Annotated in this window: 23 protein-coding genes; 17 read left to right on the top strand and 6 right to left on the bottom strand. The window is 70.6% G+C overall.

The genetic code is table 11. The annotated features are described in order from the left end of the window. Nucleotides 1-87: 87 nt before the first annotated feature. The 5 genes from SSMG_RS18245 (at nucleotide 88) to SSMG_RS18225 (ending at nucleotide 5472) form a co-directional block, all read left to right on the top strand. The gene (locus tag SSMG_RS18245) at nucleotides 88-1197 is read left to right on the top strand and encodes a zinc-binding dehydrogenase (protein WP_009078254.1); all 1110 of its coding nucleotides are present in this window, start codon (nucleotides 88-90) and stop codon (nucleotides 1195-1197) included. A 32-nt stretch (nucleotides 1198-1229) separates the two neighbouring features. Then, entirely contained in the window at nucleotides 1230-2195 is a 966-nt protein-coding gene (locus SSMG_RS18240) for an aldo/keto reductase (RefSeq protein WP_009078253.1), read from the top strand. A 96-nt stretch (nucleotides 2196-2291) separates the two neighbouring features. Continuing rightward, nucleotides 2292-3269, top strand: a complete 978-nt coding sequence (locus SSMG_RS18235) for an alpha/beta hydrolase (RefSeq protein ID WP_009078252.1) — start codon at nucleotides 2292-2294, stop codon at nucleotides 3267-3269. Continuing rightward, a complete protein-coding gene (locus SSMG_RS18230; RefSeq protein ID WP_009078251.1) occupies nucleotides 3266-4240 on the top strand; it encodes an alpha/beta hydrolase in 975 nt (324 codons plus the stop codon). The genes SSMG_RS18235 and SSMG_RS18230 overlap by 4 nt, the downstream gene beginning before the upstream one ends. Further along, nucleotides 4237-5472: a multidrug effflux MFS transporter gene (locus SSMG_RS18225; RefSeq protein ID WP_009078250.1), complete on the top strand. Its 1236-nt coding sequence runs from the start codon at nucleotides 4237-4239 to the stop codon at nucleotides 5470-5472. Before SSMG_RS18230 ends, SSMG_RS18225 begins: the two co-directional genes overlap by 4 nt. On the opposite strand, the gene SSMG_RS18220 is transcribed toward SSMG_RS18225, so the two are convergent. Further along, nucleotides 5458-5961: a GNAT family N-acetyltransferase gene (locus tag SSMG_RS18220; RefSeq protein WP_037714086.1), complete on the bottom strand. Its 504-nt coding sequence runs from the start codon at nucleotides 5959-5961 to the stop codon at nucleotides 5458-5460. The genes SSMG_RS18225 and SSMG_RS18220 overlap by 15 nt on opposite strands. Beyond that, nucleotides 5958-6539: a hypothetical protein gene (locus SSMG_RS18215; protein WP_037714084.1), complete on the bottom strand. Its 582-nt coding sequence runs from the start codon at nucleotides 6537-6539 to the stop codon at nucleotides 5958-5960. Before SSMG_RS18215 ends, SSMG_RS18220 begins: the two co-directional genes overlap by 4 nt. 193 nt (nucleotides 6540-6732) lie before the next feature. On the opposite strand from SSMG_RS18215, the gene SSMG_RS18210 reads away from it, so the two are divergent. Next, nucleotides 6733-7650, top strand: coding sequence for a diiron oxygenase (locus tag SSMG_RS18210; RefSeq protein ID WP_009078246.1), 918 nt, complete (start codon nucleotides 6733-6735; stop codon nucleotides 7648-7650). Between the two features lies 1 nt (nucleotide 7651). Beyond that, complete coding sequence (locus SSMG_RS18205; protein ID WP_009078243.1) at nucleotides 7652-9154, top strand: FAD-dependent oxidoreductase; 1503 nt, start codon at nucleotides 7652-7654, stop codon at nucleotides 9152-9154. A gap of 99 nt (nucleotides 9155-9253) precedes the next feature. Here SSMG_RS18205 and SSMG_RS18200 read toward each other — a convergent pair whose 3' ends face one another. Together SSMG_RS18200 and SSMG_RS18195 are read right to left on the bottom strand one after the other, a co-directional pair. Beyond that, on the bottom strand, nucleotides 9254-9877 hold the full coding sequence (locus SSMG_RS18200) for a hypothetical protein (protein WP_037714082.1): 624 nt from the start codon (nucleotides 9875-9877) through the stop codon (nucleotides 9254-9256). A gap of 50 nt (nucleotides 9878-9927) precedes the next feature. Further along, nucleotides 9928-10770 carry a lysozyme gene (locus SSMG_RS18195; protein ID WP_009078236.1) on the bottom strand — a complete coding sequence of 281 codons (843 nt, stop codon included), beginning with the start codon at nucleotides 10768-10770 and terminating at the stop codon, nucleotides 9928-9930. A 230-nt stretch (nucleotides 10771-11000) separates the two neighbouring features. Here SSMG_RS18195 and SSMG_RS18190 point away from each other — a divergent pair, with 230 nt between their 5' ends. Then, nucleotides 11001-12794, top strand: coding sequence for a hypothetical protein (locus SSMG_RS18190; protein WP_009078234.1), 1794 nt, complete (start codon nucleotides 11001-11003; stop codon nucleotides 12792-12794). 100 nt (nucleotides 12795-12894) lie between these two features. On the opposite strand, the gene SSMG_RS18185 is transcribed toward SSMG_RS18190, so the two are convergent. Next, nucleotides 12895-13737 (bottom strand): oxidoreductase, encoded by an 843-nt coding sequence (locus SSMG_RS18185; protein WP_037714079.1) that lies wholly within the window; start codon nucleotides 13735-13737, stop codon nucleotides 12895-12897. Between the two features lie 99 nt (nucleotides 13738-13836). On the opposite strand from SSMG_RS18185, the gene SSMG_RS18180 reads away from it, so the two are divergent. From SSMG_RS18180 to SSMG_RS18150, 7 genes are all read left to right on the top strand, one after another. After that, nucleotides 13837-14733 (top strand): LysR family transcriptional regulator, encoded by an 897-nt coding sequence (locus tag SSMG_RS18180; RefSeq protein ID WP_009078230.1) that lies wholly within the window; start codon nucleotides 13837-13839, stop codon nucleotides 14731-14733. A gap of 20 nt (nucleotides 14734-14753) precedes the next feature. Beyond that, entirely contained in the window at nucleotides 14754-15332 is a 579-nt protein-coding gene (locus tag SSMG_RS18175; RefSeq protein ID WP_050788216.1) for a hypothetical protein, read from the top strand. A gap of 203 nt (nucleotides 15333-15535) precedes the next feature. Next, on the top strand, nucleotides 15536-16366 hold the full coding sequence (locus SSMG_RS18170; protein ID WP_009078226.1) for a helix-turn-helix transcriptional regulator: 831 nt from the start codon (nucleotides 15536-15538) through the stop codon (nucleotides 16364-16366). Between the two features lie 41 nt (nucleotides 16367-16407). Continuing rightward, nucleotides 16408-17262 carry an oxidoreductase gene (locus SSMG_RS18165; RefSeq protein WP_009078225.1) on the top strand — a complete coding sequence of 285 codons (855 nt, stop codon included), beginning with the start codon at nucleotides 16408-16410 and terminating at the stop codon, nucleotides 17260-17262. Next, complete coding sequence (locus SSMG_RS18160) at nucleotides 17259-17969, top strand: SDR family oxidoreductase (RefSeq protein WP_009078223.1); 711 nt, start codon at nucleotides 17259-17261, stop codon at nucleotides 17967-17969. The genes SSMG_RS18165 and SSMG_RS18160 overlap by 4 nt, the downstream gene beginning before the upstream one ends. Before the next feature lie 15 nt (nucleotides 17970-17984). Beyond that, nucleotides 17985-18323 (top strand): YciI family protein, encoded by a 339-nt coding sequence (locus SSMG_RS18155; protein ID WP_009078221.1) that lies wholly within the window; start codon nucleotides 17985-17987, stop codon nucleotides 18321-18323. Further along, complete coding sequence (locus SSMG_RS18150; RefSeq protein ID WP_009078220.1) at nucleotides 18320-19528, top strand: RNA polymerase sigma factor; 1209 nt, start codon at nucleotides 18320-18322, stop codon at nucleotides 19526-19528. The genes SSMG_RS18155 and SSMG_RS18150 overlap by 4 nt, the downstream gene beginning before the upstream one ends. Nucleotides 19529-19535: 7 nt before the next feature. Here SSMG_RS18150 and SSMG_RS18145 read toward each other — a convergent pair whose 3' ends face one another. Then, the gene (locus SSMG_RS18145; RefSeq protein WP_037714077.1) at nucleotides 19536-20138 is read right to left on the bottom strand and encodes a TetR/AcrR family transcriptional regulator; all 603 of its coding nucleotides are present in this window, start codon (nucleotides 20136-20138) and stop codon (nucleotides 19536-19538) included. 114 nt (nucleotides 20139-20252) lie between these two features. Between SSMG_RS18145 and SSMG_RS18140 the strand changes: the two genes are divergently transcribed. Both SSMG_RS18140 and SSMG_RS18135 read left to right on the top strand, forming a co-directional pair. Further along, nucleotides 20253-21680, top strand: coding sequence for an amidase (locus tag SSMG_RS18140; RefSeq protein ID WP_037717450.1), 1428 nt, complete (start codon nucleotides 20253-20255; stop codon nucleotides 21678-21680). Nucleotides 21681-21782: 102 nt separating this feature from the next. Then, nucleotides 21783-22859 (top strand): GDSL-type esterase/lipase family protein, encoded by a 1077-nt coding sequence (locus SSMG_RS18135; RefSeq protein ID WP_009078213.1) that lies wholly within the window; start codon nucleotides 21783-21785, stop codon nucleotides 22857-22859. Nucleotides 22860-23310: the final 451 nt, after the last annotated feature.

Here is a 23310-nt window from a genome sequence, read left to right as displayed (position 1 = left end):
TCGGGGACTCGACATTTTTGTCGACGTCCGTAGACTAACCCATCACACGGCCCCGCAGGGCCCGCCAGTCCCCCGGAAAGGTTTCCCATGACCGTCCCGACTTCCACCCGCGCCGCGGTGCTGACCGAGCACGGCGCGCCGCTGGAGCTGACCGAACTCCCGCTGCCCGCCGAGCTCGAAGCGGGCGCGGCGCTGGTCCGCGTCTCGTGCGCGACGCTGTGCGGCACGGACGTGGAGATCTGGTCCGGGAAGATGAGTTTCCCGGGCATGCTGCCGATGGTGCTGGGCCACGAAATGGTCGGCGAAGTCGTGGCGACCGGACCGGACACGCGCGACGCGCTCGGCCGGGCGATCGCGGTCGGCGCGCGGATCGGATGGTCGGAATCGACCTGCGGCGAGTGTTACGGCTGCACTGTGCTGCGCGAACCGGTCGCGTGCTCACGGCGCGGCTACGGATTCCTGCAGCGGTCCGACGTCGCGCCGTTCGCGACCGCCGGCCTGTGCGAGTACGCCTACGTCGTCCCAGGAGCGGCGAAGCTGCTGCTGCCCGCCGAGGTGCCCGACACCTGGGCGGCGATGGCCGGATGCGCGGCGAAAACCGTGCTGCGCGCGTTCGACCGCGTCGGCGGCGTCCGGCCCGGGTCCCGCGTGGTGGTGCAGGGATCCGGCGCGCTGGGCCTGTTCGCGACCGCGGTCGCGCACCTCAGCGGGGCGGGCAGGGTCCTCACCGTCGGCGCTCCGGCGGCGCGGCTGGAGCTGGCGAAGGAATTCGGGGCCGACGACGTGGTCGACGTCGCGGGCGGTTCGGACGCGATCGTCGAACGCGTCACCGAACTCACCGGCGGACACGGCGGCGACCTCGTGTTGGACTTCGCCGGCGCGCCGTCGATCGGCCGCGAGGCGGTCGCGATGGCGGCGCAGCGCGGACGGGTCGTGATCGTCGGCAGCACCGGGCCGGAGCCGACGCCGGTCCCGCTCGGCACGGTGATGGGCAAGGAACTGACCGTCGTCGGTTCGCTCAACGGCGACATCGCCGACTACCACCACGCGATCGAGTTCTTCGGTTCGTTCGCCTCCCGGATGCCGTGGGACCGGCTGTTCGGCGCCCCGGTCGGGCTGTCCGGCGCGAGCGAGCGGATCGAGGCCATGCACCGGCTGGACGAGACGAAAGCCGTCGTCGACCCGCGTCTGCCCTGACCGACCGTTTCCTTACGAGCCAAGGAGGTCTCGTGTCCGCATCCTCGCCCCTGCCGCGCCGCAAGGTCGGCACGTCCGGTTTGGACGTTTCGCTGCTGTCGCTCGGTTCGTGGCACACCTACGACCGGATGGACTTCGCCGACGCCGTCGCGATGATCCGCGCCGCGGTCGAGGCCGGCGTGAACCTGTTCGACGTCGGCGTCTACGGCATGCCCGGCCACCCGCCGGTGTTCACCGACGTGCTCTGGAGCGCGATCGTCCGCGCCGCCCGCGTCCCGCGCGAGGACTACCTGGTCTCGGCGAAGCTGTGGATCGAAGGCTTCGGCGGCCAGGGATTCCGGCCGCAGCTGGAAAACGCGTTCCTGCGCGGCGGCTTCGACGTCGCGGACCTGGTGATCCTCGGCGACCTTCGCCGGGACGACGTCGCGCTGGAGGACCTGGTCGAAGACCTCGCCGGGCTGACCCGCTCCGGGCTGATCCGCGCGTGGGGCGTCAACAACTGGTCGGCCGGGAACATCGCGCGGCTGCGCGAGATCGCCGAAGCCCTGCAGGTGCCGGGTCCGCAGATCGCGCAGCTGAAGTACAGCATCGGCCGCCGGTCCATTCCGGACGGCGAGCCGTTCGCCCGGCTGTTCGCCGACGGTTTCGTCATGCAGGCCTCGGATGTCCTCGAAGGCGGCATCCTCGCCGGGCGCACCAAGCTGACCCGCGAGATCGGCCGCGACCCCGGCGACGTCCGCAAGCGCATCACCCGCGACGCCGCCAAGGTCGTGAAGGTCGCGGAGGAACTCGGCACCAGCGCCGCACGGCTCGCGGTCGCGTTCACGCTGACGCATCCGGCGAACGTCACGACACTCTTCGGCGCGACCCGGATGGAACAACTGGAGGACAACCTCGCCGCGGTCGAACTGGTCGAGCAGGTCGGGGCCGAGCAGATCCGGGCGCTGGTGGAGCCGTTCTGGGCGGACCGCGACGCCGTCGATCCCGAAGGCCCCTGACTCCCCGCTCGACGTCTGCGAGGGGAACCCTGAAGGACTCTGAGTTCCCCTCCCGGACCGCGACTCGATTCCCCCGCCCGGCCCGAGGAGGCTGCCTTGACCTATCCCCCCGTCCCCTTCGATCCGGAGATCGAGCCCGCGCTCGCCGAGATCGTCCCGGCCGACGCGCCGCCGTTCACTCCCGAGACGATCCCCGGCCTGCGCCGCGCGATGGCCGAGATGTTCCCGCCCGCCGCGGAAGTCGTCGGCGACGCCCCGGTGACCGTCGTCGAACAGACCATCCCCGGCCCGGAAGGCGCGCCGGAGCTGGAAATCACCATTCTCTCCCCGCACGAGAGCGACGGCGCGCTGCCGGCGCTGTACAACATCCACGGCGGCGGCATGATGGTCGGCCACCGCAACATGGACGTGGGCCGGTTGCTGGCGCTGGTGCTGGAGCTGAACGTCGTCGCGGTGAACGTCGAATACCGGCTCGCGCCCGAGCATCCGCACCCCGCGCCGGTCGAGGACTGCTACGCCGGTCTCGTGTGGACAGTCGAGCACGCCGACGAACTCGGCATCGACCCGGCGCGCGTCGTGGTGATGGGCGGCAGCGCGGGCGGCGGTCTCGCCGCGGCGGTCTCGCTCCTCGCCCGTGACCGGAAAGGCCCGGCCATCGCGGGCCAGCTGCTGCTGTGCCCGATGATCGACGACCGCAACACGACCGTCGCGAGCCAGCAGTACCCCGGCCTGGGCACGTGGACGCGGGAGTCGAACCTGGCGGGCTGGAAGTCCCTGCTGGGCGACGCGGTCGGCACCGACGACGTCTCCCCCTACGCCGCCCCGGCGCGCGCGACCGACCTGTCCGGTCTGCCCCCGGCGTTCATCGAGGTCGGCAGCGCGGAACCGTTCCGCGACGAGGACACCGAGTACGCGCTGCGGATCTGGGCGACCGGCGGGCAGGCCGAACTGCACGTGTGGGCGGGCGCCTTCCACGGGTTCGACATGTACGTGCCGGACTGGCCGATCAGCAAGGCCGCGCTCGAAACTCGCAACTCGTGGCTGCGGCGGATCTTCGGGAAGGCCGGGAAATGAGCGTCCCGCCGGTGCCCTACGACCCGGAGCTGGAGCCCGGCCTCGCCGCGTTCCTCGACCTGGTCGAGCGCATCCCGCTGCGCGCCGACACGATCCTGGCCAACCGCGCGCATTTCGCGACGATCATCCCGCCCGCCGAGCAGATCGTCGGCGACCGCCCGGTCGAGCTGACCGAGCACACCGTCCCCGGGCCTGAGGGCGCACCCGACATCGTGCTCACCGTCGTGCGCCCCTCCGGGGGAGTCCGCAACGCGCCCGCGCTGTACAGCATCCACGGCGGCGGAATGGTGCTGGGCAATCGATTCTTCGGTCTGGACGGGCTGATCAACGACGTCCTGGAGTTCGGCGCGGTCGGCATCTCGGTGGAATACCGGCTGGCTCCGGAAAACCCCGCCCCGGCCGCCGTGGAGGACTGCTACGCCGGTCTGCTGTGGACAGTCGAGCACGCCGACGAACTCGGCATCGACCCGGCGCGCATCGTCGTCACCGGCGCCAGTGCGGGCGGCGGTCTCGCGGCCGGGGTCGCCCTGCTGGCCCGGGACCGCAACGGCCCGGCCATCGCCGGACAGCTGCTGGCGTGCCCGATGCTCGACGACCGCAACGAGTCCGTGTCGACCCGGCAGTACGACGGAATCGGCGCCTGGGACCGGAACAACAACGACACCGGCTGGGACGCTCTGCTCGGCCCAGCACGAGGCACCGACGCCGCCTCGCCGTACGCGGTCCCGGCGCGGATGACCGATCTCTCCGGCCTCCCGCCCGCGTACCTGGACGTCGGAGCCGCGGAGATCTTCCGCGACGAGACGACCGAGTACGCGCTGCGGATCTGGGCGACCGGCGGGCAGGCGGAATTGCACGTCTGGGCGGGCGGTTACCACGGTTTCGCCGGTTTCTCCCCCGACGCGGAGGTCTCCCGGTCGGCAGTCGCGACCCGGCTTTCGTGGCTGCGCCGGATCCTGCGCGCCGGATGAAGCAAGTCCCCGCCGAAGCGGGCCCGGTCGAACCGGTGCTGCCGAAAAAACGCCCGGGCGCGCTCCGGATGGCAGTCGTGCTGGGACTGCTGGAGGTCTTCGGTCCGATCTCGATGGACCTCTATCTGCCCGCGCTCCCCCGGCTCGCCGACGATCTCCGGGCCGGCCAGAGCCTCGCGCAGGCGACCATGTCGGTCTGCATGCTCGGCCTCGCCTTCGGCCAGCTCGTGGTCGGCCCGCTGAGCGACCGGTTCGGCCGGCGGCGTCCGCTGCTGATCGGGATCGGGTTGTTCACCGTTCTGTCGGTGGTGTGCGCGTTCGCGCCGTCGATCGAGGTGCTGCTCGCGGCTCGGTTCCTGCAAGGTCTGTGCGGGTCGGCCGGAATCGTGCTGTCGCTGGCTGTCGCGCGAGATCTCGCCGAAGGCGTCGAGCTGGTGCGGCTGCTGGCGTTGCTGACCACTGTCGGGGCGCTGGCCCCGATCGTCGCGCCGGTGCTCGGCGGCCAGCTGGCAGCGGTCATCGGCTGGCGCGGGATTTTCGGCGTGCTGGCCGGGATCGGGGCGGCGTTGCTGGTCGTCGCCGCGACTGCGTTGCCGGAGAGCCTGCCGCCCGCGGCGAGACATCCGCGCAAGGGCCGTGGCGAGTTCCGGATCTTGCTGAAAGACCCGCTGTTCCTGGGTTTTCTGCTGGTGAGCACCTGTGGCGGGGCGGCGTTCTTCACCTACCTGGCGTCGATCAGTTTCGTGCTGCAGGACGGATTCTCGTTGTCGCCGCAGCTGTTCAGCGCGTGTTTCGCGGCGAACGCGGTGATGTCGGTGCTCGGCGCGCAGGTCAACCGCGCGGCGGTGCGGCGTGCCGGGCCGGTCCGGATGTACGTCCTGGGCACGACCTTCACCGCCGCGGCGGCAGTGACGATGCTGGGCGCGGTGTGGTTCGGGGCCGGGCTGGCGGCGTTGCTGATTCCGTTGGCGCTGTTGATGTTCGCGGGCGGGACCACGCAGGCCAACGGCAACGCACTCGCCCTGGCCAACCACGGCCAGCGCGCCGGAACCGCGGCGGCGCTGCTCGGGACGTCATCGTTCGCGATCGGGCCGATCGTCGCGCCGCTGGTGTCGCTGGGCGGGACGACGCCGTTGTCGATGAGCCTCACCATGACAGTGGCGTACGGCATCGCGACCGTTCTGCTGTGGCTGGCGGTGCTGCCGCGGCTGCGCCGGTCAGGGACGGCCTGATTCGAACACGAGCTGACCGTCCTCCTCTCCGACCTCCCGGAAACCCGCTTTCTCGAGCACCCGGCGACTCGCCGCGTTGCCCGGCAGCACGTACGCCCGCAGCTCGGGCGCGAGAGCGGGTTCCGGGTGGTCGGCGTGCCACTGCCGGAGCGCCCGCGTCAGCTCAGTGGCCAGGCCCGCGCCCCACGCCGCGCGCGTCAGCAGATAGCCGACTTCCCGGTGCCCGCTGCGGTGCGCGAGGCCGAACCCAGCGCGCCCGAGAAATCCCGACGCGCCTTCGACGCGCCACTTCGACCAGCCTCGCGCCCGGTGTTCGGCGATGAACTTCTCCAGCCGTGCGCGGGTCGCCGCGCGGGCCTGCGGACCGGTCGTCAGGTGCTGCATCACCACGCCGTCGGCGTGCAGGGCAGCGAGGTCGTCCAGGTCCCCGAGCAGCCAGGTGGTCAGCCGCAGCCGCTGCGTGCGGAGGATTTCTTCCCGGACAGTCACCAGCCGGGGTGGTACGGCGCGGGCGGGGTTTTCGGTTTCAGCCATGCGCCGGTCGCCCGGTGCGCGGCCAGCACCAGCGCGGCGACCGGGACGATCAGCCACAGGAAGCCGCTCGGGAACGTCATCTGCAGGGTCGGCGGGGCGCTCTTGCGGACAAAGCTGGACCCGAGGCCGACGAGCATGAAGACGACGATGTCCAGGATCGCCAGGCTGCTGCCGACGAGCACGCAGATCCGGCCCGCCGGGGAACGCTTGAACAGGCCGATCGCGCCGGCGACCGTCAGCGCCGCGATCGCCAGGTCCGCGGCGCCGACGATCCCGTTGGACAGCAGCCGGCTCGAGGACGGATGGCCGATCATCCGGACCACCGCCACGACGAAGCCGATCGTGCCCACCAGGCCGATCACCGAGGACAACGTCGCCGCGGCGACCGCGGTGGCCCCGAAATACGCGGTCGGCTGCGGCGGCTGCGCCGGGAACTGGCCGCTGTACGCGGATTGCTGCCCGCCGTAAGCAGGCGGCAACGGCGAGTACTGCTGCGGCTCCGTGCCGGGATACGGCTGCGGCGGTTGCGTCACGACGGCGGTTCCTCCGGTTTCAGGAAGACATTCCGCGCCCATCCTGCCAGGTCAGCGGCCCCTTCCGGGCCTGACTTCCCGAACGGACGACACGCGGTTCGCCGGTGCCTCTCGCGATACGGCCAGATAGGTGTTACCTTAGGTAACAGTGAATCGCGGTAACGCCTAACCAGTGTCGCTCAGGGAGGACCGAATGACCAGCGCAGACGTGCAACGAGCACCGGAAGCAGCCCCGTCCGGCCGGCACGAGACCGCGCAGCGGCTGCTCGACTCCTCCGCGACCCTGTCCTACGACCCGGCCACCGAGGTCGACTGGGACACCCCGCTGGACAAGGATTTCCACGGGGCCAGCCCGGAGTGGAGCACGCTCTACGGCACGAGCTACTGGGCCGAGATGACCCCGGAGCAGCAGAAGGAGCTGACGCGCCAGGAGGCGGCGTCGGTCGCGAGCACCGGGATCTGGTTCGAGATGATCCTGCAGCAGATGGTGCTGCGCGATTTCTACGCCAAGGACCCGACCGACCCGGCGTTCCAGTGGGCGCTCACCGAGATCGCCGACGAATGCCGCCACTCGATCATGTTCGCCCGCGGCGCGCAGAAGCTCGGCGCTCCCCCGTACCGGCCGCGCCGGCTCGCCGTCGAACTGGGCCGCGTCTTCAAGGCGGTCGCCGGCGGCGAAGCGGCGTACGCGGCGATCCTGGTCGCCGAAGAGGTGCTCGACGTGATGCAGCGCGACTGGATGCGCGACGAGCGCGTGGTCCCGTTCGTGCGCACGATCAACAACATCCACGTCGTCGAAGAGTCGCGGCACATGAAGTTCGCCCGCGAGGAGACGCGCCAGCAGCTGGAGGGCGCGGGGGCCGTGCGCCGCCAGTTCAACGCGCTGGTCATCGCGATCGCGTCGTACTTCATCGTCAGCAGCATGGTGAACCGGGACGTGTACAAGAACGCCGGGCTGGACGCCGAGCGCGCGCTGCGCGAGGCGAAGGCCAACGAGCACCACAAGTCGATGATGCGGTCGAGCTGTGCCGGGCTGATGGAGTTCCTCGGTTCGTGCGGGCTGCTCACGAAGCCGGCGCTGGTGTTCTACAAGCGGGCGAATCTGATCTGACATGGCCTTCGCGATCACCCAGACCTGTTGCAACGACGCGACGTGCGTGTCGGTCTGCCCGGTCAACTGCATCCACCCGACGCCGGACGAGCCGGACTTCGGCACCACCGAGATGCTCTACGTCGACCCGGCGTCCTGCATCGACTGCGGCGCGTGCGCCGACGCGTGCCCGGTCGACGCGATCTTCCCGGTGGATCTGCTGACCGACTCGATGAAGGTGTACGCGGGGATCAACGCGGACTTCTTCGCCGACCGTCCCGCGGTCGCCGCGAACCCCGCGCCGAACTTCCACCGCTGGGGTCCGCCGACATTCGACCGGGACATCCCGAGCGACCTGGAGCCGGCGGACGTGGCCGTCGTCGGCACCGGCCCGGCCGGGATGTACGCGGTGGAAGACCTGTTGCTGCACACCAACGCGCGCGTCACGCTGATCGACCGCTTGCCGGTCGCGGGCGGCCTCGTGCGCTTCGGCGTCGCCCCGGACCACCCGGACACCAAGCGGATCGGCGAGGCGTTCTCGCGCTTCCACAACCACCCGCGGCTGAAGCTGAAGCTCGGCGTCGAGGTCGGCCGCCACGTGACGGTGGACGAACTGGCCGAACGCCACGACGCGGTCATCTACGCGGTCGGCGCTTCGTCCGCGCGCACCCTCGGCCTGTCCGGCGAAGACCTGCCCGGCAGCCTCGCCGCGACGACGGTCGTCGCCTGGTACAACGGCCACCCGGACGTCCCCGCCGACGCGGTCGACCTCTCCGCGGAGCGCGTCGTGCTGATCGGCACCGGCAACGTCGCCCTGGACGTCGCCCGGATCCTCACCGCCGACCCGGACGACCTCGACGGCACGACCATCGCCCCGCACGCGCTGGAACGGTTGCGCTCCAGCAAGGTCCGCGAGGTAGTGCTGCTCGCCCGGCGCGGCCCGGAAGACGCCGCTTACACCTCGCCCGAGCTGATCGCCCTGGCACAGCGGTCTTCCGTGCCGCTAGTCGTCGACACCGAAGACCCGCGCACCGCCGCCGCGATCGATGCGGGCACCGGAAAAGCCGCGCTGCTGCGGGAGGTGGACCGCGAGACGATCGACTGGACCGCCCCGCCCGCGGACGGCCCCCGCCGGATCGTGCTGCGCTTCCACTCGGCCCCGGTGGAGATCACCGGCGACCGGCAGGTACGCGGACTGCGCGTCGACGGCCCTTCCGGACCGGTCGAGATCGCGGCCGGTCAGGTAGTGCGCGCCGTCGGCTACCGGGGCCGCGCGGTGCCCGGTCTTCCTTTTGACGACGCCACCGGGACGATCCCGAACTCCGCAGGGCGGGTCTCCGGCCGCACTGGTGCGTACGTGGTGGGCTGGATCAAGCGCGGCCCGTCGGGCGGAATCGGCGCGAACCGCACGTGCGCCCGGGAAACGGTCGCGACGCTGCTGGCGGACATCACCTCCGGCGCGGTTCCGCTGCGGGGCCGGAAGTCCCCGATCGCGGCATTGGCGGCTCGGTTCCGGGGGCGCTGAGACCGTCCATTTCGGAGTTCCCGACCGCGGTTCCGGCTCGCGGTCGGGAATCCTGGGCACTCTGGCGATTCGCCTTGGCGTAACGCCTCGCGGCTCCGCTCACTCCGTCTTCTGCCGAGCCGCCAACGTCTCCTCCACCTCCGGCACCCAGAAACTGAGTTCCAGCGTCTTCACGCTCGCCCAGTGCGACATCAACCGGCCCTGCGCGACCAAAGCCGGGCAGGCCACCCCGAACAGGACGACAGCGCACGCCGCGAACACCGGATGCGGCCCGACGATCAACTCGACCACCGACGCCACGAACCCGAACGCCATCGCCGGGCTGGAATTGCGCAGCATCAGCCCGGCGGTGCGCAGGCGGGTCGCCTCCATCGCCCCGTCGGCGTCGTGCAGTTGCAGCGCCGAAAGCAGCAGGAACGAGTCCGCCTCGACGAACGCGCACCCGCGCGCGGCGGGGTTCCGGCGCAGGAACTCCTCCCGCGCGTCGCGCTTCCGCCGCCGCGGCAGCCACCTCGACACCCGCGCGCCCATCGGGTACGCCAGGTATCCCAGCAGGTAGCTGGCCACCACGATCCCGATCACGACGACCACACCCGGCCCGCGGGCGACGGCTGCGAGGTCGATCCAGTGCAGCCGTCCGGCGAGATAGGCCAGGACCGCCAGGTGCAGGGCACCGGGGATGGCGTAGGCGAAGAGGTCGAAGAGTCCGATCGCGAAAGTCACCCGGCGATCCAACTACGCCCGGGCCCCTCCCGGTACGGCTTTTCAGGCGATCACGCCGACGAACCGCCTCCCCGGGCGAGCGCCTCGACGCGGTTCATCGGGCCGTTGTAGTAGTTCTGGTCGCCGGGCAGGCTCCCGGTGCGCGAGAACTGCCAGATGCTCTGCTTGTCCCACCCCGCGGGCAGTTCGCCGATCTCCGGGGCGTACCGGGCGAGCCACAGCGGGTTGGTGTCGCCGAAGCCGCCCGCGTTGCCGGTGCAGAGCTTCCACCACGACGTCGAGGTGTAGATGATCGCGCTGCGCCGCTGTTTCGCCAGGTACCGGTGGGTGAAGTCGGCGATCCACGCGGTCATGTCGGCCTGGCTTTTGCCGTAGCAGGCGTCGCCGTACGGGTTGTATTCGATGTCCAGCGCGCCCGGCAGCGTCGTGCCGTCGCCGCGCCACGCGCCGCCGTGGGCGATGAAGTAGTCGGCTTGCTGTGCGCCGCTGGAGACGTCCGGGCGGGCGAAGTGGTACGCGCCGCGGATCAGGCCGGCGTCGTGCGCGCCGTTGTATTGCTGGTCGAACTGCGGGCTCACGAATCCGGTGCCCTCGGTCGCCTTGACGTAGGCGAACCGGGCGCCCGCGCCGGCGGCCTGGCCCCAGTCGACCGCTCCCTGGTGTCCGCTCACGTCGTGACCGAGGGTCTGCCCGGCCGCCGGGTCGAATCGCGGCGTTCCGCTCCGCACGCCCTCGTGCCGCAGAATTTGTGAACCGGCAACGTTTTCGCCGGCCTTCGAGTAGTCCGCGGCGGCGGCCGGTCCGGCGGTCGCGAGCCCGCCCGCCATCGCCAAAACCGACACCGCGGCGGCGAAAGCGAGCCGCCGGGGTTTGTCCGTCGCTGTCCGGGTCACCGAGACTCCGATCTTCACGGCAGCAGGTCCAAGGTCATCTTGGGGCACAACGCGGCGCGGGGCTGGCTGCGTCACCCGGACGTGAACGAGATTCCGATAGCCGGAATTCGCGCCAGTGGTCCAGACAACCGTGACCGAGTTGTGACCGGCGGCGGCGAGCTGGGCGTTTAATTTGTTGTGGCCGACCACAAACTGGTTGGCAAATTCCCTACCGGCGGAGGTGTCCCCACGTGAACCGGACTCATCGACCCCGCGGACCTGCCCTGCTCGCACTCACGCTGCTCGCCGCGGCCGGACTGGCCGTTCCGGCTGCCGCGGCCCCAGCGTCCGCGCAGGCGGACTGCACCGGCCAGTCCGATCAGCCGGACTTCGGGCCGAACGTGCACATTTTCGACCCGGGAATGCCCTCCGCGACGATCCAGGCTCAGCTCGACAAGGACTTCGAGGCGCAGAAGGACACCCAGACCGCGCAGTTCGGCTCGGGCCGCGTCGCGCACCTGTTCAAGCCCGGTACTTACGCGGTGCACGACAACGTCGGCTTCTACACGTCGGTCGCCGGTCTCGGCCGGAATCCGGACGACATCCAGATCAACGGCGACATCACCGTGGACGCCTTCAACGAGTCCGACCAGGGCTCCGCGCTGCAGAACTTTTGGCGTTCGGCGGAGAACCTGGCCGTCACGCCTTCCAGCGGCAGCGACCGGTGGGCGGTGTCGCAGGCCGCGCCGTTCCGCCGGATGGACATCAAGGGAGGGCTGCAGCTGTTCCCGGCCAGCTACGGCTACGCGAGCGGCGGGTACGTCGCCGACACCCGCGTGTCCGGCCAGGCCGCGTCGGTTTCGCAGCAGCAGTGGTACACGCGGGATTCGGCGCTGGGCAGCTGGGACGGCGGCGTCTGGAACATGGTCTTCTCCGGGACCTCCGGCGCGCCGGCCACCTCGTTCCCGAATCCGCCGGAAACGACCCTCGCCACCACGCCGGTGTCGCGCGACGTGCCGTACCTGTACGTGGACGAGGGCGGCGACTACCGCGTCTTCCTGCCGTCGCTGCGCACGAACGCGTCCGGGCCGAGCTGGGCCAACGGCGGCACGCCCGGCGATTCCGTCCCGATGAGCCAGTTCCGCGTCGTGAAGCCCGGCGACACCGCGGAGAGCATCAACAGCTCCCTCGACTCCGGCTGCGATCTGTTCTTCACCCCCGGCACCTACCACCTCGACCAGACGCTGAACGTCACCCGACCAGGCACGACGGTGCTCGGCATCGGCTATCCGACGCTCATCCCGGACAACGGCGTCGACGCGATGCACGTGTCCGATGTGGACGGTGTGCGAGTGAAGGGCCTGCTGTTCGACGCGGGCACCCAGAATTCGCAGTCCCTGCTGACCGTCGGCGAAGCCGGGAAGCACACGAGCCACGCGGCGAATCCGACGTCGCTGCAGGACGTGTTCTTCCGCGTCGGCGGCGATCTGGCGGGCAAGGCCACCAACAGCCTGGTCGTGAACAGCGACGACACGATCGTCGACCACGTCTGGGCGTGGCGCGCCGACCACGGCAACGCCGGGACGGTCGGCTGGACCACGAACACCGCCGACACCGGCGTGCTCGTCAACGGCGACAACGTGACCGCGACCGGGTTGTTCGTGGAGCATTACCAGAAGTTCCAGGTCGTGTGGAACGGGCAGAACGGGAAGACGGTCTTCTTCCAGAACGAAATGCCTTACGACGTCCCGGATCAGGCCTCGTGGAATTCCGCGCCCGGCACCGCCGGGTACGCCGCGTACAAGGTCGGTCCGGACGTGAAGTCGCACGAGGCGTGGGGGCTGGGCAGCTACTGCTTCTTCGACACCAACCCGGCGGTTTCGAGCTATCACGCGTTCGAGGTGCCGCAGAACGGCGGGGTGAAGCTGCACAGCCTGCTGACCGTGTCGCTGAACCATCGCGGCACGATCACGCACGTCGTGAACGACACGGGCGACGTGACCCCGGACGGCACCAAGCCGGTCAACGTCCCGAATTATCCGTGATCCACGCCGCTGCCGAGAATCCACGTCCGTGAAGGGCTCCTTGAGGGAATCTGATTCCCTCAAGGAGCCCTTCACGGACCGGAACCCGGGCAGGCGCGCTTCAGTCCAGCGCGGTGGCCCGGCTGACGGTCTCCCAGGAGTCGAGGTCCTTCGTCAGCGCGGCGAGTTTGCCGCGGATCGCGTCCACCGCGTCGCCGCCGAGCGCGAGCCGCAGGGGTGCGTCCGGCGCGTCCACCGCCCGCAGGATCGCCGCCGCCGCTTTCGCCGGGTCGCCGGGCTGGGTCCCGTCCATCCCCTCGATCGCGGCGCGGGTGGCCGCGGTCGATTCGGCGTAGGCGGCGAGGGTCCGGGAACGGTGCATGGCCGCGCCGCCGAACGATGTCCGGAACGCGCCCGGCTCCACGATCAGCACCTTGACCCCGAGTGGCGCGACCTCCGCCGCGAGCGCCTCGGACAGCCCTTCCAGCGCGTATTTCGCCGCGCAGTAGGCCCCGAACGCGGGCGGGGCGAGGAGCCCGCCCATCGAACTCATCTGCACGATCGTGCCGCTCCCCTGTTCGCGCAGCAGCGGGACGACGGCCTTCGTCATCGCGACCGCGCCGAAGAACATCACCTCCAGCACCGCGCGCAGGTCGGCCATCTCCAGTTCCTCGACCGCGCCGACCGACCCGTGTCCGGCGTTGTTGACCAGCACGTCGATCCGGCCGAACTCGTCCAGCGCGGTCCGCACGGCGGCGTCGATCCGCGCCGGGTCGGTGACGTCCAGCGCGGCCGTGCGCACGCGGTCGCCGCCTGCGGAGACCAGGTCGGCGAGCGTCTCCGGTTCGCGGGCGGTCGCGAGGACCCGGTCCCCCGCGGCCAGCGCGGCCTGGGCGAGTTCGCGGCCGAAGCCGCTCGAGCACCCCGTGATCAGCCAGACGCGGCCGTCGGTTTCCTCGGTCATCTGAGCAGTCCCTCCAGTGGTTTCTTCCGCCTCCGATCGTGGCGCGCACCGGTCTGGGTCCGCCAACACCGGTTCCCTGGCGGGCTACAGTCTCGGCCTGTGACTCCTGAGCTGCGGCAGCTGCGCTACTTCGTCGCCGTCGCCGAGACGACGAGCTTCACGCGCGCGGCCGCGGCTCTGCACATCGCGCAGCAGTCGCTGTCGCAGCAGATCACCGTGCTGGAACGCCAGCTCGGCGCGCAACTCTTCACCCGCGACCCCCGGGGCGCCCGCCTCACCGCGATCGGCGAACTCTTCCTGCCGGAAGCCCGCGTCGTGCTCGCCCGCGCCGACACCGCCGTGGCGACGGTCGCCCGCGCGGTCCGCGGCGAGATCGGCACCCTTCGGCTGGCTTTCCTTGCCAGCACGGCGAACTACCTGCTGCCGCCGGTGATGCGCGCGGTACGGGAGCACCTGCCGGAGCTGACCGTCACGACCGCGGAAGTCTCGATCGCGGAGCTGGTCGAAGGCGTCCGCGACGGCCGCTTCGACGCCGGCTTCACCCGCCCGCCGCTGGTCGACGATCTGGCGACGCACACCCTGCTGACCGAGGAGGTCTGCGCGGTCCTGCCCACCGGCCACCGGCTGGCCGACCGGCCTGCCCTGCGCTTGTCCGACCTGGCGGACGAACCGTGGGTGCTGACACCGCGTGCGTCGTGGGACCCCTGGCACCGCAAGTACGACGCGGACTTCGCCGCGGCCGGGTTCACTCCGGAGGTCGTCCAGCGCACCGCGACCGTGCAGGGCTTGCTGGGTCTGGTCGCGGCCGGGGTCGGGGTCACGCGACTGGCCCGATCCGCCCACAGCCTGCGGCGCACGGGGGTGGTTTTCGTTCCGCTGGAAGGAGAATCCGCGCACACGGTAGTGGTGTGGCGCTCTGCCGGCCCGCGCCCGGCCGCACTGCTGGACGTGGTGACCCGGCTGGCCGAGACGACGGATCTTTCCGGCGCGGGCTGACCTTCTGCCATACTTCCGCGGTGGCGGACAGCGAGTGGACGATCGAGCGGGCTCAGGATTTCGACTCGCTGCGCGGCAGGCGCATCGAGTCGTGGGCCGGGGTCGAGATGGCGGTGCGGGAGCACGGCCCGGACGGCGGCCCCCAGTTCACCGATCCGGCGGTGCCCTGTCTGCAGTTGTGGGGCATGCAGGCGTATCTGGACGACGGCCGCGCACTGATGGTCGGCACGTACCAAGACGACGACGGGTTCGGGCTGTGGCCGCATCGCCGTCCGGACCCCCGTCTGGAGGACCGCCAGCGGTGGGACGGCATCTATCGCTGGAGCGCGCTGGGCGAACTGCCCACCGGCCCGGTCGAGGACGTCGTTGTCTTCGCTGAAGAAGACGTCCTCGCCGAAGTCGATCTGCGCGTCGGCGGCCAGCCGCTGCACCTGGTCGCGGGCGAACTGGAGGAGTGCGGTCCCCGGCTCTCGTTCGTCCGCCTCGACGAATCCGTCCTCGTCTTCACCGATCCCGCCGCTGCCGAGCGCGTCAACTGGTCGACGCCGAGGCGCCCCCGCGTCCGGATCGATCCGTGGCCGAGGACCAGCTTTCGCTGACCTTCACCGAAAACGAGTCGATGCTCATCCCTGCCCCCGGTCGCTGGTGGTCCCGTCCGGATCGTGGCACTCTCCGGCCTATTGTCCACAGTGGAACGCGCCGGAAAGCTTGCCACCACTGCGCCGCGGGGTACCGCGAGGGTGGGAGAACCACACCCCCTTTGCGCGCCCCGCGACCGCCGCGGGCGATCTAGCCTGGGGGCATGAGCGACAGCAACCTCCTCGGCGAGTTCCTGCGGGCCCGGCGCGGCACGGCCGTCCCGGAGGACGCGGACTTGCTCGCCGACACCCGGCGCCGGGTCAGCGGCCTGCGCCGGGAGGAGGTCGCGCAGCGGGCCGGGGTGAGCACCGACTACTACGTGCGGCTCGAGCAGGGCCGGGAGCGCACGCCGTCGGCGCAGGTCGTCGAAGCGCTCGGCCGGGCGTTGCAGCTTGACGACGAGGCGCTCGCCCACCTGCACTCGCTGGCCCGGCCGAAGCGGCCCCGGCGGCGGCCCGCGAAGGAACGCGTCAGCCCGCGGCTGGTGCAGATGATGGACGCGTGGCCGCAGACGCCCGCCGTGGTGCTCGGCCGGTGCATGACGGTGCTCGCGTCGAATCTGCTCGGCGAAGCGCTGTTCGCCGGGCACGAGTACAGCGGCGACCTGCTGCGGCTGGTGTTCCTCGACCCCGACGCCCGGGAGTTCTACCCGGATTGGGAACGGGTCGCGGTCAACACCGTCGGCGGGCTGCGATCGGCGGCGGGCACTGATCTGGACGATCCGCTGCTGATCGAGGCGGTCGGCGAACTGTCGCTCAAGAGCGCCGATTTCCGCCGGTTGTGGGCGCGCCACGAACTCCGGCAGAAAACGCACGAATCGAAACGGTTCCGGCATCCGCTGGTCGGAATGCTCACCCTGCACTACGAATCGATGACCGTGAACAGCGCTCCCGGCCAGCAGCTCGTGGTGTACCAAGCGGATCCGGGCAGTCCGTCGGAGGCCGCGCTGGGGCTGCTCGGCAGTCTCGCCGCCGGCGACCGTCCGCGCCGCTGACGCTTTTTCCGCAATTCACGAATTCCTTCAGGGGTAGCTCCATGTCTGAAAACAACGCACCTGTCTGGTTTATCACCGGATGTTCCACCGGTCTCGGCCGCGCACTGGCGACCGCCGTCCTCGAGCGCGGCCTGCGCGCGGTCGTGACAGCCCGCGATCCCGAACGCGTCGCGGACCTCGTCGCCGCGCATCCCGGACGTGCGCTGGCCGTCGCCCTCGACGTGACCGACCCGCAGCAGATCACCGATTCGGTCGCCGAAGCACACCGCGTCTTCGGCCAGATCGACGTGCTCGTCAACAACGCCGGTTACGGCTACCTCGCTGCCGCCGAAGAGGGCGAAGACGCCGAGATCCGCGCGCTGTTCGAGGCCAACGTCTTCGGCCTGATGGCGATGACCCGCGCCGTCCTGCCGGGAATGCGTGCGCGGCGCAGCGGCCACGTCGTCTCGGTCTCGTCGCTGGGCGGACTGGCCGCCTTCGGCGCGACCGGCTACTACCACGCGACCAAGTTCGCCGTCGAAGGCTTCAGCGAATCGCTCGCCGCCGAGGTCGGGCCGCTCGGCATCGGCGTGACGATCGTCGAACCGGCCGCGTTCCGCACCAACTGGTCGGGACCGTCCATGCGGGAATCCGCGATCCGCATCGACGACTACGCCGACACCGCGGGCGCGCGCCGCACCTCGACGCTCGCCACCTACGGCAAGCAGCCCGGCGACCCGAACCGGGCCGCGACCGCGGTCCTCGACGCCGTCACCTCCGCCGAACCGCCGTTGCGCCTCCTGCTCGGCCGGGCTGCCTACGACATCGCCACCGCCCGCCTCGACGCCCTCCGCAAGACGTTCGACGACTGGCGCGACGTCACCCTGTCCGCCGATTTCCCGAAGGAAGCCGAATGAGCAAGACCGCCCTGATCACCGGTGCCAGCAGCGGCATCGGCGAAGCCACCGCCCGCCGCCTCGCCGCGGACGGCTGGCGCGTCGTCGCCGGAGCGCGCCGCGAAGACCGGCTCGCGGAACTCGCTGCCAGCGCGGACGGCGTCGAAGTCCGCCGCCTCGACGTGACCGACCGCGCCGACGTCGCCGAGTTCGTCGACCGCGCGGTCCGCGACCACGGCGAGATCGACGCGTTCATCGCGAACGCGGGCGTGATGCCGTTGTCCCGCCTGGACGCCGCACTGGTCGAGGAATGGGACCGGATGATCGACGTCAACGTCCGGGGCCTCCTGCACGGCATCGCCGCCGCGCTGCCGCACTTCACCCGGCAGCGCCGCGGCCACTTCGTCACCGTCGCGTCCATCGGCGCACACCAGGTCACGCCGACCGCCGCGGTGTACTGCGGCACGAAATACGCGGCGTGGGCGATCACCGAGGGCCTGCGGCTGGAATGCGATCCGTCGATCCGCGTCACCACGGTCTCCCCCGGCGTCGTCACCTCGGAGCTGGCCGACACGATCAGCGATCCGGAAACGCAGGAGTTCATGCGAATCTACCGCAAGGACGCCATCGAACCGAAAGCGATCGGCGACGCCATCGCATACGCTCTCGACCAGCCGGCCGACGTCGATGTCAGCGAGATGATTGTGCGGCCAGCCCGGCAACGTTGAGCGAAGGAGGAGGCCGTGCCGCAGTACCTGCTCGGGATCTGCCAGCCTGACAGCGGAACCCCGGCGCCCGAGGTGCTGGCAGACATCGCGGCGCGCCTCGATGCGGTGACCGACGAGATGAAGGCGAAGGGCGTCTGGGTCTTCTCCGGCGGACTGCACCCAGCGTCCGCCGCGAAGGTAGTTCGGGCCTCCGGCGGCGACGTCCTCTACACCGACGGCCCCTTCGCCGAGGGCAAGGAACACCTGGGCGGCTTCACCATCGTGACCGCGCCCGACTCGGATACAGCCACGGAGTGGGCGCGCCGGATCTCCGAAATCACCACGCTGCCGGTGGAAGTCCGGGAGTTCCGTTGATCTCGACGGCCGTGCTCGAGCGCGTCTTCCGCGCCGAGCACGGCCGCGCGGTCGCGGTGCTGGCGCGGGTTTTCGGCGACCTCGACCTCGCCGAGGACGCGGTTCAGGAGGCCTGCGCGATCGCCACGGTGAAATGGCGGTCCGAAGGCCTCCCGCCCAGTCCCGCGGGCTGGCTCGTCACCACCGCCCGCAACCGCGGAATCGACCGCCTCCGCCGCGAGGCCAGCCGCGCCGACCGCCACGCGCAAGCCGCGCTCCTGCAGGCGAGCGAACCCGTCGACGAAGGCGCGGTCCCTGACGAACGGCTGCGGCTGATCTTCACCTGCTGCCACCCCGCCCTCGGCACTCCCGCCCGGGTCGCCCTCACCCTGCGGCTGCTGGGCGGCCTCACCACCGCCGAGATCGCGCACGCGTTCCTCGTCCCGGAATCGACGCTGGCGCAACGACTGGTGCGCGCCAAAGCCAAAATCCGCGACGCCCGGATCCCCTACCGCGTGCCCGACGCCGCCGACCTCCCCGACCGGCTCAACGCTGTCCTCGCGGTCCTGTACCTGATCTTCACCGAGGGCCACACCGCCAGCAGCGGCGCCGACCTCACCCGGCCGGACCTGGCTAGCGAGGCGATCCGGCTGACCCGCGTCCTGGCCGCGCTGCTGCCCGACGAACCCGAAGTGCTGGGCCTGCTTGCGCTGCAGCTGCTCACCGAATCCCGCCGCGCGGCCCGGCTCGACGCCGACGGAATCCCCGTGCTGCTGCCCGACCAGGACCGCACCCGCTGGGACTGGACGCTGATCGCCAAAGGCCAACACCTGGTCCGCCGGTGCCTGCAGCTCAATCGCCCAGGCCCGTATCAGATCCAGGCCGCGATCAACGCCGTGCACAGCGACGGCACCGACTGGGGCCAGATCCTCGCCCTCTACGACCACCTGCTCGCGCTGACCCCGACGCCGATCGTCGCCTTGAATCGCGCTGTCGCGGTCGCCGAGGTCGAAGGCCCGGCCGCCGCACTGGCCATTGTGGACGGTCTCGACCTCGGAAACCGGCACCTCTTCCACGCCGTCCGGGCCGATCTGCTGGCCCGTCTGGGCCGGACCGCCGAAGCCGCCGAGTCTTACGACGTCGCCCTTCGACTGGTCGCCAACGAGGCAGAACGCCTTCTGCTGCAACGAAAACGCGCCGCGCTCAGCCCGGCTCCGCTCGACTGATCTCTCGTCAGCTCGGCTTCCCCCGGCTGATCACGCCCTCGACGATCCTCGTCAGATGCGCGCCGACGTTCTCGACACCGCCGTTCTGCACCGCGATCTGCGCGCCCTCCATCGCGAACGTCAGCTCCGCCGCGCCCAGGTCCGGGTCGGGCAGCCCGAGCCCCTCGCACATCGCCCGGAGCCTGCCGAACTGCCGGGTCTTGTGCTCGCTGATCAGCCGTCGCGCGGGATGGTCCGGATCGGGCAGCTCGGCGACCGAGTTGGTGAACGGGCAGCCCCGATGGGAGAAGCCGGGCAGCCCGTCGACGATGAACCGCCCCACCGCGCGGATCTGCTCCGCGTAGTCGCCGGGATGCTCCTGCTCGGCCGCGTCGAACGCGGCGGAGTAGTCGTGCACGACGATCCGCAGCCATTCCGCGATCAGCGCGTCCTTGGTGCCGAAGTGCCGGTAGATCGCCATCTTCGTCGTCCCGGCGCGGTCCGCGATCGCCTGGACCCCGACGCGCACGACGCCCTCGTTGAGGAACAGCTCCTCGGCCGCGTCGAGGATGCGCTCGCGCGGCGGCAAGGTCGCGACCCGCGTCGGCCGCCGGGCGGAGGTGCTCGTCATCGGTTCTTCCTCGGGGCTGGCAATGCCGTTCGTCACGGGCTACGGTACACAACCGTCTCCCGTGATACCACTCGGTATCATCCAATACTGATGAGTCTCCCGAAGGGCGAACTGGTGAAAATCTCCGAATACGCGAGCTGTGACGCGGTCGGCCTGGCGGACCTGATCGCCCGCGGCGAGGTGAGCGCGGCCGAGGTCGCCGACGCCGCCGCGCGAGCAGTCGAAGCGGTGAACCCGCAGCTCAACGCAGTGGTCGAAACCTGGCCGGCCGAGGACTTTCCCGGCTCCGCTCCGCTGGCGGGCGTGCCGTTCCTGATCAAGGACCTCGGCGTCGCGATGGCAGGCAAACGCAGCGAACTGGGCAGCCGTTTGGCCGCGGGCGCCGTGTCCCCGGCCGACTCGTTCCTGATGCGCCGCTTCCGCCGGGCCGGCCTGGTGACGATCGGCCGCACCGCCACCCCCGAAATGGCCTACAGCACCACCACCGAACCGGACTTCTACGGCGCGACCCGCAACCCGTGGTCGACCGACCACAGCGCAGGCGGCTCGAGCGGCGGCTCCGGAGCCGCAGTCGCCGCCGGAATGGTCCCCGTCGCCCACGCCACCGATGCCGCGGGTTCCATCCGAGTTCCCGCGTCGTACAACGGATTGTTCGGCCTGAAGCCGACCCGCGGCCGGGTTTCGCAGGGCCCGGGCGCCGACGAGGTCTTCAACGGCCTGGCCGTCCAAGGCAGCCTGAGCCGCACCGTGCGCGACAGCGCCGTCCTGCTGGACCTCATCGAAGGCCCCGAACCCGGCGACCCGTACTTCGCCCCGCGACCCGACCGCCCGTACGCCACCGAGGCCAAGACGGATCCGGGCCGCCTGCGAATCGCCGTCCTGCGCCAGCCCTGGGGCGGTCGCCAGCCGACCGAGCCAGTCTCCGCCGCCCTCTCCGAAACCGTCCGGCTGCTGGAATCCCTGGACCACGAGGTCGAAGACACCGCGCTGCCGCTAGGCGTCTCCTGGGAAGAGTTCGTCCTCGGCAACGCCCGGATGTGGGCCGCGAACCTCGCCCCGTGGATCGACGCCGTCGCCGCCGCGACCGGCCGCCCGGTGGACGAGACCACCCTGGAACCGGTCACCCTCGCCAGCTACCGTTACGGCCACCAAGTCACTGCCGACGAGTTCGTCCGCGCACTGGCGATCCGCAACCAGGTCGCCCGAACCTTCGCCCAGCACTTCGCCCGCTACGACCTGCTCCTCTCCCCGACCCTGCCCGACCCGCCGGTCAAGCTGGGCGTCTACGGCGAAGGCGCGGAACGCCTGGACGGCCTCGGCTGGCTGGACCGCGTCCTGGACCGCTCCCCCTACACCGCGGCCGCGAACGTTTCAGGGGTTCCGTCGATGTCGGTCCCGCTGGCCGAAGCCGGAGGGCTCCCCGTCGGCATGCAGTTCACCGCCGCCTTCGGCCGCGAAGACCTGCTGTTCCGCCTGGCCGGGCAACTGGAAAAGGCGGCCCCGTGGGCACACCGCAAGCCCGCGGTCCGGGCGTCCGAATGACCCTCTGAGTCCACAATGGACAGCTGCCGGCGGTGACCCGCGTCCCAGCCCCCCCTCAATCCCTGACGGCGGGGTCGGGTTTCTCGCTAGAATTGGCGAGCGATGCGACGATTCCGGTGGTGGTGGGGGGCGCTGGTCCTCGCCTGCGTAGCTGTTCTGGTGGGCTTTTTCGTCTTTTTCGGAACGGAGAGCCGACCCGGCCAGCCGTTCCCGCGCCAAGGCCCGCCCGGCCGCGGCCCGCTGACCATCGTGTCGATCGGCGACAGCACCGTCTCGGGCGAAGGAGCGGGCGCCTACAGCCCCGATACGGATGGCAAGAACGGCGACTGGTGCCACCGCTCGTCGGCGGCGTTCGTGCAGAAGGTCCGGATCCCCGGCGTCACCGCCCGCGTCAACCTGGCTTGCTCCGGAGCCCCCGCCGCCCAAGTAGCCCTGGGCGTCGCGAAACAGTGGGGCGAACGCTCCCAAGCCGCACAACTGGCCGACGTGGTGAAAAACCACCGGGTAGCCGCGGTGGTGATCGCCGTCGGCGCCAACGACGACCCGAAGTTCTCCGCACAAGTCAGCGAATGCTTCAAAGCGTGGTTCTCCGCCGACGGGCCGTCCTGCAACACGGCGCTCAAGCAAAGTTGGAAGTCCAAAGTGGACGCCATGGTCCCGAAGGTCGCGAACGCGGTCGGCGACGTCAAAAAAGTGCTGGCCGACGCCGGATACGTCCCCGCCGATTACCAGCTGGTCCTCCAGTCCTACGCCGCCCCAGTAGGCCCGGACATCCCGGCGGGTCTGCAAAGCCTCAACGGCTGCCCCTTCCGCACCGACGACCTGCAGTGGATTTCCACGACCGGGATCACCACCCTCTCCGCGGGAATCAAACAAGCAGCCACCCAATCCGGCGCAAGATTCCTGGATCTGGCCCGAGCAGGAGAAAAACACGAAGCCTGTTCCGGCGGCCCGAACCTGGCCACCGAATGGTTCACCCGCCTCACCCTGCACCTGAACGACCTGACCCAAGTCGACCGGGCAACGCACGCGCTGCAAGAATCGTTCCACCCGAACGCCGCCGGACACGCCGCCATCGCCGACTGCCTCACGGACTTCCTCACGAGCCAGCAAGGCAACGCCTCCTGCCTGGCAGGCCCAGACGGCAAACTCCACGCCGTCCCGGAACCCGTCAGCTAGCCCCCCTCGCCCCCGCGGCCAAGTCCGTGAGGGCCACCTTCACGGACTCTGAGTCCCTCAGGGTCCCCCTCACGACCAGCGCCCGCACCCGCGCCTGCCCCGCCGCGCCGGATGCGCCCCAATGCCACATTGGTTGCGTCCGACGCACCGAACGCCACATTGGGTGCGTCCCATGCACCCAATGCCACATTGGGGCGCTAGCCCGCCCACCGCGAACCCGCCGCCGATCCCCGCACCGCGCGCACTGGTCATCCGCCGCAACCGGTGCACCCAGCGCCGCTGCGGGGCACCATCCGCACGCCGCGAACCCCAAACCCCCCACGCACCGAAGCCGCGAAAAAACCGCAGCCAGTGCACCCAACCCCCGGGGGCACCCACCCCTCCCCCAACCCCGATACAAAGCCGCCCTGCGGTTCGGGGGTGCTTGTCAAGGCATCTTTCCCGCCTTGAC

The organism is Streptomyces sp. AA4 (assembly GCF_000158875.1).
Taxonomy (GTDB): domain Bacteria; phylum Actinomycetota; class Actinomycetes; order Mycobacteriales; family Pseudonocardiaceae; genus Amycolatopsis.
This window is presented reverse-complemented; position numbering and strand designations above follow the sequence as displayed.

Coding starts and splice junctions, on each gene's coding strand:
- SSMG_RS18245 (WP_009078254.1), top strand. CDS start 88: ATGACCGTCCCGACTTCCACCCGCGCCGCGGTGCTGACCGAGCACGGC.
- SSMG_RS18230 (WP_009078251.1), top strand. CDS start 3,266: ATGAGCGTCCCGCCGGTGCCCTACGACCCGGAGCTGGAGCCCGGCCTC.
- SSMG_RS18225 (WP_009078250.1), top strand. CDS start 4,237: ATGAAGCAAGTCCCCGCCGAAGCGGGCCCGGTCGAACCGGTGCTGCCG.
- SSMG_RS18210 (WP_009078246.1), top strand. CDS start 6,733: ATGACCAGCGCAGACGTGCAACGAGCACCGGAAGCAGCCCCGTCCGGC.
- SSMG_RS18205 (WP_009078243.1), top strand. CDS start 7,652: ATGGCCTTCGCGATCACCCAGACCTGTTGCAACGACGCGACGTGCGTG.
- SSMG_RS18185 (WP_037714079.1), bottom strand. CDS start 13,737: ATGACCGAGGAAACCGACGGCCGCGTCTGGCTGATCACGGGGTGCTCG.
- SSMG_RS18170 (WP_009078226.1), top strand. CDS start 15,536: ATGAGCGACAGCAACCTCCTCGGCGAGTTCCTGCGGGCCCGGCGCGGC.
- SSMG_RS18165 (WP_009078225.1), top strand. CDS start 16,408: ATGTCTGAAAACAACGCACCTGTCTGGTTTATCACCGGATGTTCCACC.
- SSMG_RS18160 (WP_009078223.1), top strand. CDS start 17,259: ATGAGCAAGACCGCCCTGATCACCGGTGCCAGCAGCGGCATCGGCGAA.
- SSMG_RS18145 (WP_037714077.1), bottom strand. CDS start 20,138: ATGACGAGCACCTCCGCCCGGCGGCCGACGCGGGTCGCGACCTTGCCG.
- SSMG_RS18135 (WP_009078213.1), top strand. CDS start 21,783: ATGCGACGATTCCGGTGGTGGTGGGGGGCGCTGGTCCTCGCCTGCGTA.